Source organism: Rhodococcus phenolicus, from assembly GCF_001646785.1.
GTDB lineage: Bacteria > Actinomycetota > Actinomycetes > Mycobacteriales > Mycobacteriaceae > Rhodococcus > Rhodococcus phenolicus.
In genome coordinates, this window is record NZ_LRRH01000011.1 from 106,122 (window position 1) to 117,004 (window position 10,883).

Annotated in this window: 11 protein-coding genes and 2 tRNA genes; 8 read left to right on the plus strand and 5 right to left on the minus strand. The window is 67.0% G+C overall.

What is annotated here, in order from left to right; all coding sequences use genetic code 11:
* Positions 1 to 60: 60 nt before the first annotated feature.
* From A8G15_RS04950 to A8G15_RS04960, 3 genes are all read right to left on the minus strand, one after another.
* Positions 61 to 864 (minus strand): GA module-containing protein, encoded by an 804-nt coding sequence (locus A8G15_RS04950; protein ID WP_068155968.1) that lies wholly within the window; start codon positions 862 to 864, stop codon positions 61 to 63.
* Between the two features lie 53 nt (positions 865 to 917).
* Positions 918 to 2,150: a wax ester/triacylglycerol synthase domain-containing protein gene (locus A8G15_RS04955; RefSeq protein WP_068155969.1), complete on the minus strand. Its 1,233-nt coding sequence runs from the start codon at positions 2,148 to 2,150 to the stop codon at positions 918 to 920.
* Positions 2,151 to 2,292: 142 nt separating this feature from the next.
* Positions 2,293 to 2,366, minus strand: a tRNA-Gly gene (locus A8G15_RS04960).
* A gap of 144 nt (positions 2,367 to 2,510) precedes the next feature.
* Between A8G15_RS04960 and A8G15_RS04965 the strand changes: the two genes are divergently transcribed.
* The 7 genes from A8G15_RS04965 (at position 2,511) to A8G15_RS04995 (ending at position 8,708) form a co-directional block, all read left to right on the plus strand.
* Positions 2,511 to 2,587 (plus strand) — tRNA-Pro (locus tag A8G15_RS04965).
* A gap of 76 nt (positions 2,588 to 2,663) precedes the next feature.
* Entirely contained in the window at positions 2,664 to 4,034 is a 1,371-nt protein-coding gene (tig, locus tag A8G15_RS04970; RefSeq protein WP_068156066.1) for a trigger factor, read from the plus strand.
* A 113-nt stretch (positions 4,035 to 4,147) separates the two neighbouring features.
* Positions 4,148 to 4,774 (plus strand): ATP-dependent Clp protease proteolytic subunit, encoded by a 627-nt coding sequence (locus tag A8G15_RS04975; protein WP_082899659.1) that lies wholly within the window; start codon positions 4,148 to 4,150, stop codon positions 4,772 to 4,774.
* A 49-nt stretch (positions 4,775 to 4,823) separates the two neighbouring features.
* The gene (locus A8G15_RS04980; RefSeq protein ID WP_068155972.1) at positions 4,824 to 5,486 is read left to right on the plus strand and encodes an ATP-dependent Clp protease proteolytic subunit; all 663 of its coding nucleotides are present in this window, start codon (positions 4,824 to 4,826) and stop codon (positions 5,484 to 5,486) included.
* A gap of 236 nt (positions 5,487 to 5,722) precedes the next feature.
* Positions 5,723 to 7,000: an ATP-dependent Clp protease ATP-binding subunit ClpX gene (clpX, locus tag A8G15_RS04985; protein WP_068155976.1), complete on the plus strand. Its 1,278-nt coding sequence runs from the start codon at positions 5,723 to 5,725 to the stop codon at positions 6,998 to 7,000.
* A 201-nt stretch (positions 7,001 to 7,201) separates the two neighbouring features.
* Entirely contained in the window at positions 7,202 to 7,534 is a 333-nt protein-coding gene (locus tag A8G15_RS04990; protein WP_068155979.1) for a hypothetical protein, read from the plus strand.
* 40 nt (positions 7,535 to 7,574) lie between these two features.
* A complete protein-coding gene (locus A8G15_RS04995) occupies positions 7,575 to 8,708 on the plus strand; it encodes a 3-ketosteroid-9-alpha-monooxygenase, oxygenase component (RefSeq protein WP_068155986.1) in 1,134 nt (377 codons plus the stop codon).
* Positions 8,709 to 8,747: 39 nt separating this feature from the next.
* Here the strand turns inward: A8G15_RS04995 and A8G15_RS05000 are convergent, their stop codons facing one another.
* Complete coding sequence (locus tag A8G15_RS05000; protein ID WP_068156069.1) at positions 8,748 to 9,335, minus strand: TetR/AcrR family transcriptional regulator; 588 nt, start codon at positions 9,333 to 9,335, stop codon at positions 8,748 to 8,750.
* 111 nt (positions 9,336 to 9,446) lie between these two features.
* Here A8G15_RS05000 and A8G15_RS05005 point away from each other — a divergent pair, with 111 nt between their 5' ends.
* The gene (locus A8G15_RS05005; protein ID WP_068155989.1) at positions 9,447 to 10,226 is read left to right on the plus strand and encodes an SDR family NAD(P)-dependent oxidoreductase; all 780 of its coding nucleotides are present in this window, start codon (positions 9,447 to 9,449) and stop codon (positions 10,224 to 10,226) included.
* 5 nt (positions 10,227 to 10,231) lie between these two features.
* On the opposite strand, the gene A8G15_RS05010 is transcribed toward A8G15_RS05005, so the two are convergent.
* Positions 10,232 to 10,883, minus strand: a 652-nt coding sequence (locus A8G15_RS05010) for an IclR family transcriptional regulator (RefSeq protein WP_082899663.1), incomplete at its 5' end; no start/stop codon positions are given.

Consider the following 10,883-nt stretch of genomic DNA (forward strand, 5'->3'; position numbering starts at 1 on the left):
CATCGCGGGCGGAAGTCCCCGAACCGCGCGCGGTCGTCGTTCTCGCGGGTCAGGGGGAGGTCAGAATCCGCCGTCGAATCCGCCGCCGTCGAATCCACCGCCGTCGAATCCACCGCCGTCGAATCCACCGTCGAAACCGTCGCCCCCGCCTCCGAACTCGTCACCCCCACCGAACTCGTCGCCGCCCGCATCGCCGGCATCACCGGTGTCGGCGGTACCGTCACCCGCGCCGCTCTCGAACGCCTGCGCGTCGTAGGGCACCCCGGCCATGCCGGAGAACATCGCCGAGAACAACAGCATCGATCCCACGCCCCACGCGCCCGCGACGAGCGCCGGCTTCCACCACGGTTCCGAGTACCAGCCCGCCGGCACCGGACGGCCCGCGACCCGGCCCCCGGGGTAGTAGTTCGGTGTCCGCGGCGACGGCGACGGCGACGCGGCGACCTGCCGGCCCTCGAATTCGATCTGCCGGTCCTCGGTGACGGCACCGGCCGACTTCTGGCCGTCGAGCGACGGAATCTCCGGTCCGGGGTCCATGCCCATCGCGGTGCGCGCGGCGCGGATGTAGTAAAGGCCTTCGAGGGCGCTCTGCTTCGCCAGCCTGGCCTGCGCGGGTGTCTGCGCCTGCTCGATCTGGGAACCGGCGGCGGTGTAGCGCTCGGCCGCGTCCGCGAGTGCCTGCTTCGAGGCGTTGTCGGTGCCGGTCAGGTTGTAGATCTGACCGCCGAGGCGCTCGATCGCCTGGCGGGCGTCGGCTTTCGCGTCGTCGAGCCGGACCGCGCCGTGGCCGGCGGACTTCTTCTGGCTACGCGAGACGAAGTACACGACCGCTCCGACGGCGAGGACGATGAGCAGGAGTTCCACGACGGGGGCCTTCCGACAGTGCGTTCAGGTACAACCCCCAGCGTACCGACGGCTCAGCTCTCGAGGACCGCGCGCAGACCCGCCCGGATGCAGTCGTCGAACATGGCGGGGTCGCGAACCGCGTCGGTGTCGACGGTGAATCCGAGACAACAGTTGTCCAGATACGACATCAGGGTCACGTTGAACGCCGAGCCGAGCGTCGGTCCGAAACCGTAGTATTTCTCGATCTTCGCGCCGGCCACGTACAGCGGCACGTGCGACCCGGGCACCGTGCAGGCGAACACGTCGTCGTGGTCGAGCGGGTCGTCGACCACCGCCGGCAGCAGATTCGGTGGGGGAGCGAGGTGCCTGCCGGGTTCGGTGGCAGGTCCGGCGTACTCGTCGAGCAGCCGCATGAGCAGGCCCGGATCGTCGGCGGGGACCGGGAGGTCCGCCCGGGACAGGCTGATCCCGGTTCCGCCGTTCTCGGTGTCGGCCAGGGGCATCGCCAGGCTCAGTTCGTCGACATCGGTGCCGCGGCGGAACCGGTAGTCGGCGAGCCCGAGCAGTATCGCCGCCAGGAACGCACTGTCCAGGGTGCTGCGGGCGCGCGCCGCCGCCTCGCGCAGCTCGACGATCGGCACGTCCACGACGAGGAGCCGGCGGTCGTCGGACCTCTCCGGTTCGCCCGAGGACACGAGCCGGCGAAACGGTGCCGTCAGGTTCTGCACGAGCCCGGACACCGATTCGACGAGGAAACCGATCGAGTTGAGCGCCCGGTCGCCGACACCGTCCGCGGTTTCCGCGGCGGGCGGACCGGGGGACGGCTCCGCTTCCGGTTGGTCCGGCCGGTTCCGTTCGAGATCGACGATGCGGGCGGTGATGTGGGTGCCGTCCGCGCCGTCGGCGTACGCGTGGTGGATGCGGATCAGCAGAGCGGACTGGCCACCGAGAAGCCCTTCGACCAGGGTCAGCTCCCACCGGGGTTGCTCCGGGGCTGCCGCGGCAGCGGTCGTGCGGGCGTACTCGAGCACGTCGTCGAACGTCGCCGGGGCCGTCAGCGTGACCCGGTCCAGCTGCCACGGCAGGTCCGAGTCGTTCTCGCCTGCCCAGCGCGGCGGGGCCAGGCCGAACGGCACATCGACGACGCGATGCCGGAACGCAGGAGCCTCGAGGGTGCCGCCGGCGAGGATCTCACCGACCCGGTCCCAGTCGGGGGAGGCGTCGAGCAGGACGACGGCGACGATCGTCGACCGCAACGCCGTCCGCTCGGGGGACACGGCGGGGCGGCCGGAAGCGTCGTTCATGATCGGAACGTTCTCATACCGACACCGGTCGAGCCCGTTCGATATCGCTGCGATGACCGTTTCGAGTCGAAACGGTGACCGGGGCGATCCCGGAAACGCCTCACGCCCGCCACCGGAGATCGGTGACGGGCGTGAGGCCCCATGGAGGGGATGACGGGAATCGAACCCGCGTAGCCAGTTTGGAAGACTGGGGCTCTACCATTGAGCTACATCCCCGCGAGCAAGCGACTTCTGCCGGGATCGCCGTCTCCGTCGCTGCCGGATGAGACTGTACCGAACCTCGCTTTGGAATTCATAATCGGGGGGCCGTAGGATTCCTCAGCGGGTCCTCGGGCAGTCTGTTGGTTGCCGGTCGGACAACGGGATGTGGCGCAGCTTGGTAGCGCATCCGCTTTGGGAGCGGAGGGTCGCAGGTTCAAATCCTGTCATCCCGACCAGAACGACGGCGGCGGAGCATCGGCGCCTGTGGTGAAACGACCGAAACAAGAGCACGACACAAGAAGGAGCATGTCCGTGAAGAGCACCGTCGAGCAGCTCAGCCCGACGCGAGTCCGTATCAACGTTGAGGTGCCCTTCGAGGAGCTCCAGCCTGATTTCGACCGCGCATTCAAGGCCCTCGCCGGCCAGATCCGCCTTCCCGGCTTCCGTCCCGGCAAGGCTCCCCGCAAGCTCCTCGAGGCCCGTGTCGGCCGCGGCGCCGTGCTCGAGCAGGTCGTCAACGACGCGATCGGCCCCCGCTACAGCGAGGCCGTGACCGCCAACGACGTCAAGGTCATCGGCCAGCCCGAGATCGAGCTCACCAAGATCGAGGACAACGTCGAGATCGCGTTCACCGCCGAGGTCGACGTCCGTCCCGAGATCTCCCTCCCCGACTTCTCCGGTATCGCCGTCACGGTCGATCCCGTCGAGATCAAGGACGAGGACGTCGCCGAGCAGCTCCTGTCGCTGCGCCAGCGCTTCGGCACCCTCACGGGCGTCGAGCGGGCCGTGCAGGACGGCGACTTCGTCTCCATCGACCTGTCTGCGACCGTCGACGGCGAGGCCGTCCCGGAGGCCGCGACCGAGGGTCTGTCCCACGAGGTCGGCTCCGGCCAGCTCATCGAGGGCCTCGACGAGGCCATCGTCGGTCTCGAGGCCGGTGGCTCCAAGGAGTTCACCTCGACGCTCGTCGCCGGTGAGTTCGCGGACAAGGAAGCCGTCGTCACCGTCAAGGTGAACTCGGTCAAGGAGCGCGAGCTCCCCGCCGAGGACGACGATTTCGCTCAGCTCGCGAGCGAGTTCGACACGCTCGACGAGCTGAAGGCCGATCTGCGGGAGCGCGTCGAGCGTGTCAAGCAGGTCGAGCAGGCCGGCCAGATCCGCGACAAGGTCCTCGAGGCTCTGCTCGAGACCGTCGAGGTTCCGCTGCCCGAGGCCGTCGTCCAGGCCGAGGTCGACAGCGCGCTGCACGACGCCATCCACGCGCTCGACCACGACGAGTCCAAGCTCGACGAGCTGCTCGCGGAGCAGGGTTCGAGCCGCGAGGAGTTCGACAAGGACGCTCGTGAGTCCGCCGAGCGTTCCGTCAAGACCCAGCTGCTGCTGGATGCGATCGCCGAGGCCGAGGGCACCACGGTCGAGCAGCAGGAGCTCACCGAGCGCATCTTCTTCCAGGCGCAGCGCTACGGCATTCCGCCGGAGCAGTTCATCCAGCAGATCAGCCAGGCCAACCAGCTCGGCGCGATCTTCGCCGACGTTCGTCGCGGCAAGGCTCTCGGCAGCGTCGTGAACCAGGCCACCGTCACCGACACCACCGGGGCGACCGTCGACACCGAGACGATGTTCGGTTCGAAGGCCGAAGAGGGCGCCGAAGACGAGGCCGCGGCCGACGAGTCCGCCGAGTAGAAGGCGCGATCGTTCCGCTGTAAGCGAATTGGGGCGGCACCGGGCATCCGGTGCCGCCCCACTTTCGTTAGTGTCTGTGTCAGCAATCCACGATTGACGAGAAGGCAGGTACCGTGACTCCTCAGAATCCGGCGACATCCATCGGTCCGACGATGACCTCGGCCACCGCTGGGCTGAACCTCAGCGACTCGGTCTACGAGCGCCTGCTCCGCGAACGGATCATCTTCCTCGGTACCCAGGTCGACGACGACATCGCCAACAAGCTGTGCGCGCAGATCCTTCTGCTCGCGGCCGAGGATCCGTCGCGCGACATCTCCCTGTACATCAACTCCCCGGGTGGCTCGGTGACCGCCGGCATGGCGATCTACGACACCATGAAGTTCGTCGAATGCGACGTCGCCACGTTCGGCATGGGCCTGGCCGCCTCGATGGGGCAGTTCCTTTTGTCGGCCGGCACCAAGGGCAAGCGGTACGCCCTGCCGCACGCGCGGATCATGATGCACCAGCCGTCGGCCGGCATCGGTGGCACGGCCAGCGACATCGCGATCATGGCCGAGCAGTTCGCGCACACCAAGCGGGAGATGGCCGAGCTCATCGCCGAGCACACGGGGCAGACGGTCGAGCAGATCACCGCCGACTCCGACCGTGACCGCTGGTTCACCGCGGCCGAGGCGCTCGAGTACGGGTTCGTCGACCACGTCGTGTCCCGGGCCACCCAGGCCGGCGGCACCGGCAACTAGGCCGACCCCGACGATCCGTCCCACGCATCACGAACTTCTTGGAGAAGCGATGACCAACCTCTTCGATCCCCGCGCTCTGGGCGGAGCCGCACCGGCCGGCCCCTCCTCGCGCTACATCCTTCCGTCGTTCATCGAGCACTCGAGCTACGGCGTCAAGGAATCCAACCCGTACAACAAGCTATTCGAGGAACGCATCATCTTCCTCGGCGTGCAGGTCGACGACGCGTCGGCCAACGACGTCATGGCGCAGCTGCTGGTGCTCGAGTCCCTGGACCCGGACCGCGACATCACCATGTACATCAACTCGCCGGGTGGCTCGTTCACGTCGCTGATGGCGATCTACGACACCATGCAGTACGTGCGCGCCGACATCACCACCGTGTGCCTCGGCCAGGCCGCCTCGGCCGCGGCCGTGCTGCTCGCCGCCGGCACCCCCGGCAAGCGTCTGGCACTGCCGAACGCCCGCGTGCTCATCCACCAGCCCGCGACCGGTGGCATCCAGGGCCAGGTCTCCGACCTCGAGATCCAGGCCGCCGAAATCGAGCGCATGCGTCGCCTCATGGAGACGACGCTGGCCAAGCACACCGGCAAGGATCCCGAACAGATCCGCAAGGACACCGACCGCGACAAGATCCTCACCGCGGCCGAAGCCGTCGAGTACGGCCTGATCGACAACGTGCTCGAGTACCGCAAGCTCTCGGCACAGAAGTGACCGGCACGGCCCGGTCCGGAACCACCGTCACCGGGGGTTTCCGGGCCGGGCCGGTCCATACGCAGCGGAACGTAGATGCATCGCCCCGCACAAATATGACCTTCGAAACGCGGAGAACCGGTCGACCTGCGTGGTGAACTCCGGGTACGGTCGAACCGAGGCGCGCTCGCCGGACCGGCACTGTCGGCGGTCTCGGGGTCTGTTGCACGCACACTAGGAAGTAGGGGACCTGACAGATGGCACGTATCGGTGACGGCGGAGATCTGCTCAAGTGCTCGTTCTGCGGAAAGAGCCAGAAGCAGGTCAAGAAGCTCATTGCAGGCCCCGGCGTCTACATCTGCGACGAGTGCATCGACCTCTGCAACGAGATCATCGAGGAGGAACTCGCCGAGTCCAGCGAGGTCAAGCTCGACGAGCTTCCCAAGCCCGCCGAGATCCGCGAATTCCTCGACAACTACGTGATCGGCCAGGACCCAGCGAAGCGGACCCTCGCCGTCGCGGTCTACAACCACTACAAGCGCATCCAGGCCGGTGACAAGGCCCGCGACGCGCGAGGTGAGACCGTCGAACTCGCGAAGTCCAACATCCTGCTGCTCGGCCCCACCGGCTGTGGCAAGACCTATCTGGCGCAGACGCTCGCGAAGATGCTGAACGTTCCGTTCGCCATCGCGGACGCCACCGCCCTCACCGAGGCCGGCTACGTCGGTGAGGATGTCGAGAACATCCTGCTCAAACTGATCCAGGCTGCGGACTACGACGTCAAGCGCGCGGAAACCGGCATCATCTACATCGACGAGGTCGACAAGATCGCCCGCAAGAGCGAGAACCCGTCGATCACCCGGGACGTCTCCGGCGAAGGCGTGCAGCAGGCGCTGCTGAAGATCCTCGAGGGCACGCAGGCGTCGGTGCCCCCGCAGGGCGGCCGCAAGCATCCGCACCAGGAATTCATCCAGATCGACACCACCAACGTCCTGTTCATCGTCGCCGGCGCGTTCGCCGGTCTCGAGCGGATCGTCTCCGACCGCGTCGGCAAGCGGGGCATCGGATTCGGTGCCGAAGTGCGATCGAAGGCGGAGATCGACACCACCGACCACTTCGCCGAGGTCATGCCGGAGGACCTCATCAAGTTCGGTCTGATCCCCGAGTTCATCGGCCGTCTGCCGGTCGTCGCATCGGTGACGAACCTCGACAAGGACTCGCTGGTCCAGATCCTGTCCGAGCCGAAGAACGCTCTCGTCAAGCAATACGTCCGGCTCTTCGAGATGGACGGTGTGGAACTCGAGTTCACCACCGACGGGCTCGAAGCGGTCGCGGATCAGGCCATCCTGCGCGGCACCGGTGCCCGCGGCCTGCGCGCGATCATGGAGGAAGTGCTCCTGCCGGTGATGTACGACATCCCGAGCCGCGACGACGTGGAGAAGGTCGTGGTCACCGCCGAGACCGTCACGGACAACGTGCTGCCGACCATCGTGCCGCGCAAGCCCGACCGCGAGCGCCGCGACAAGAGCGCCTGACCGAGCTCCGCGCCGTCGTCTGCCGGCGGGAGAAGGTCGATCTCAGCCCGACCCACTACAGGGCCCTGCCGATGCAGGGCCCTGTAGTGCGTCGTGAGGTCTCGGGGCCCGGGAGCGTCGTCCCGCTGGACTGAAATGTTGTGGTCGCCGCCACACGCTGCTTCCTAGGGTCGTGTCATCCGACGAAGGGAAACGGCCAGAATGCAGTCGCTCGCTTGCCACGCCTGTGGCATCTGCGTGCTCGTCGCCAAGTACAGCCCCGCGCACACGAGCATCCAGTGGACCGATTCATCCGACGGCGCATGCCACGAACTCGCGGCGGCCCGTGCGATCGACCCCGCCGCGTATCTGTTGCGCTGCGAGGCGCTCGACCGGACGGTCGACGCGGCGGTCGCCGAGGGGCGTATCCCGCAGACGACGCGGGTCGAACCGGACCTGCGGCCCCTGCCGTCCGAGGAGACCCTGCTGTCCGAGGAGACCCCGCCGTCCGAGGAGACTCTGCCTTCCGAGGAACACGCCACCGCCACGCGGTGAGTTCTGCTTGCGCCCCCATCTCACCAGTCCTGGAGGACTCATGACCATCGAGCAGGATCGCATCGAGATCCGCAACATCGAAGCCGGCAACAATCCCACTCGTTTCGCGCGTGGGTGGCACTGCATCGGGCTCGCAAAGAATTTCCGTGACGGAAAACCCCACCAGGTGGAGGTTTTCGGGACGAACCTGGTCGTCTTCGCCGACACCAAGGGCGAACTTCACGTCCTGGACGCCTACTGCCGGCACATGGGCGGCAATCTGGCTCGCGGCGAGATCAAGGGCGATGCGATCGCATGCCCGTTCCACGATTGGCGCTGGAACGGAGCAGGCCGATGCGAAGCGATCCCGTACGCACGCCGCACCCCGAAGCTGGCGCGCACCAAGTCGTGGACCACGATGGAACGCAACGGAGTTCTCTTCGTCTGGCACTGCCCTCAGGGAACGCAGCCGCCGGCGGACGTGACCATTCCCGAGATCGAAGGGTACGAGGACGGCGAGTGGAGCGACTGGACGTGGACGACCATCCGTGTCGAGGGCTCGCACTGCCGCGAGATCGTCGACAACGTCGTCGACATGGCGCACTTCTTCTACGTGCACTACCAGATGCCCGAGTTCTTCAAGAACGTCTTCGAGGGTCACATCGCGGGGCAGCACATGCGGTCGTACGGGCGTGACGACATCAAGACAGGTGTGCAGATGGATCTGCCCGAGGCCCAGACCATTTCGGATGCGTTCTACTACGGTCCGTCCTTCATGCTCGACACGATCTACACCGTGGCCGAGGGAACGACCATCGAGTCCAAGCTCATCAACTGCCATTACCCGGTGACGACCAACTCGTTCGTGCTCCAGTTCGGCACGATCGTCAAGAAGGTCGAAGGCATGTCCGACGAGCAGACCGCGGAGATGGCGACCATGTTCACCGACGGGCTCGAGGAGCAGTTCGCGCAGGACATCGAGATCTGGAAGCACAAGTCGCGCATCGAGAATCCGCTCCTCACCGAGGAGGACGGACCGGTGTATCAGCTGCGTCGCTGGTACCAGCAGTTCTATGTCGATGTCGAGGACGTCACGCCCGAGATGACGCAGCGCTTCGAGTTCGAGGTCGACACCACCCGTGCGCGTGAATCGTGGCACAAGGAGGTTGCGGAGAACCTGGCCGCCAAGGAGTGACGCCGATGCCTGTCCCGCTCGAGCCGGGCGGGGCAGGCGTCACCCCTGGCGGTTGCGCATTCCGTCGACGAACACGGCGATGATCGTGTGTGCGAGCGCAGTCATCGACTCCCCGGGTTCGGCGTGGTACCAGCGCGTCGCCTGCCACAGGACGTCGTAGAGCAGTTCCTGGAAGACCTCGGGCTCGACGTCGGTGCGCAGGACGCCCTCGGCGACGCCGTCGGCGATGGCGCTGCGCCAGGCGCGTTCCATCTCGTCGGCGGTGTCCGCCATGCCGGTGACTTCCAGGCGTTCGCGCATGTAGCTGCCCTCACGCCGCCAGATCGATGTCGCACCGTGGAATCGCACGTTGGAGTCCAGGGCGACCTCGGCGAGGGATTCGAGACGTTCGAGGGGGGTCTGGGGGAGCGCGACGACCTCGCGGCAGCGCTTCGTGAGGTACTCGATGTACTCGCGGATGAGCTCGGTGACGATGGCTTCCTTCGACGGGAAGTAGTGGTAGAGAGCTCCGGAGTGCACGCCCACCGCACCGGCGATGTCGCGGATCGTCGTGGCGTTGATGCCTTTTCGGGCGAATATCTCGGCAGAGCAGTCGAGGATCTGTCTCCGGCGTTCCTGCGGATCCATTTCCACCTTCCTGCCGAGCGGCACCGACCTGTCGGTCTCAGTGTGCCACATCGATTGATCAATTGATCAATGGGATTCCGTCTTCTCAACTCAGGAGTATGCGTGACCAGGATGCGTGAGCGCGAAACGGGCCCCGCCGCTGTGCTGGCGGGCGACGTCGCAATCGTCACCGGTGCCGGCCAGGGCATCGGCAGGGGCATCGCCCTGGCGCTCGCCGCGGCCGGTGCCCGGGTCGCTGTGGTGGGCCGCACGTCGTCGACGATCACCGCCGTCGCCGCCGAGATCGTTGCGCGTGGCGGCCGGGCGGAGCCGTTCGTCTGCGACGTGACCGACGGAACCGCCGTCGACGAGCTCGTCTCGGCGGTCGTCGAGACTCTCGGCGGGATCGACGTGCTGGTGAACAACGCGATGGCTCCGGCGCACGGGCTTCTGCTGGACGTCGACGAGGCGACGTATCGGGGCGCGATGGAGTCGGGTCCGACGGCCACGTGGCGGATGATGCGCGCCTGTCATCCGCACCTCGCAGGTCACGGGCGGATCGTCAATCTGGGCTCGGCGGCGGGAATCCGGTGGGATCCGTCGGGCACGGGGGCGTATGCCGCCGCGAAGGAAGCGGTGCGGGTGTTGACCCGCACCGCCGCGTGCGAGTGGGCCCGGGACGGCATTCGAGTCAACGCGATTCTGCCACTGGCTAATTCCGAGACGATGGAGGAATGGTTCCGCCTGGAGCCGGACGCGGCCGCGGGGTACCTCGCAACGGTGCCTCTGGGTCGGCTGGGCGATCCCGAAACCGACATCGGACCGGCGGTGTTGTTCCTGTGCAGCGACGCCTCGCGATACATCACCGGGCACACGCTGGCCGTGGACGGCGGACAGGCGCTGGTGCGCTGACGCATCTATCCGGCGTGCCGCTGCGGATCGTGCCGGGACAGTGCCTGCCACACGGCTCGCGCCGCGATCCGCACCGGGGTGGCGAGATGGACGACGTCCACCGATTCGACGTCACCGGTGACCGACACCGCACCGACGCACCTGCGGCCGTTGCCGATCGGCGCGGCCACGCACGCGACTCCCGGCATCGATTCCTCGCGCTCCTGCGCGATGTGCCGCTCACGGATCCGCGCGATCTCGTTGCGTAGCCGTGTGGCGTCCACACTCGCCGGATGTGTGTATGCCCGGGTGATGCTCGTGGGATCGAACGGCGTGTGCGCGATCAGGGCTTTGCCGAGGGCGGTGCGGTACGCCGGTTGGCGGCCACCGATCCTGGAGGGGAGCGGGACCGATTCGCGACCGACCTTGTCGAGGTAGCGCACGTCGCGTCCGTCGAGGACACCCAGATGCGCGACAAGTCCTGTGGCCGAATGCAGCTCCTGCAGAATCGGGTGTGCTGCGCGGTGAAGCTCGTCGTGGTGCTGTGCGAGCGCCCCCAGCTCGAACACGCTGCGTCCCAGCGCATAGGTGCGCGCCTCGCGGCGAATCCATCCCATCTCGACGAGCTGGGTGAGGAGCCGGTGGGTAGACGATCGCGGCAGGAGTAGTGCCCCATAG

Bases quoted from the DNA above. Each gene is read 5' to 3' on its own strand.
- A8G15_RS04995 (WP_068155986.1), top strand. From the start codon at position 7,575: ATGACCATCGAGCAGGATCGCATCGAGATCCGCAACATCGAAGCCGGC.
- A8G15_RS05005 (WP_068155989.1), top strand. From the start codon at position 9,447: ATGCGTGAGCGCGAAACGGGCCCCGCCGCTGTGCTGGCGGGCGACGTC.
- A8G15_RS04990 (WP_068155979.1), top strand. From the start codon at position 7,202: ATGCAGTCGCTCGCTTGCCACGCCTGTGGCATCTGCGTGCTCGTCGCC.
- A8G15_RS04955 (WP_068155969.1), bottom strand. From the start codon at position 2,150: ATGAACGACGCTTCCGGCCGCCCCGCCGTGTCCCCCGAGCGGACGGCG.
- A8G15_RS04980 (WP_068155972.1), top strand. From the start codon at position 4,824: ATGACCAACCTCTTCGATCCCCGCGCTCTGGGCGGAGCCGCACCGGCC.
- clpX (WP_068155976.1), top strand. From the start codon at position 5,723: ATGGCACGTATCGGTGACGGCGGAGATCTGCTCAAGTGCTCGTTCTGC.
- A8G15_RS05000 (WP_068156069.1), bottom strand. From the start codon at position 9,335: ATGGATCCGCAGGAACGCCGGAGACAGATCCTCGACTGCTCTGCCGAG.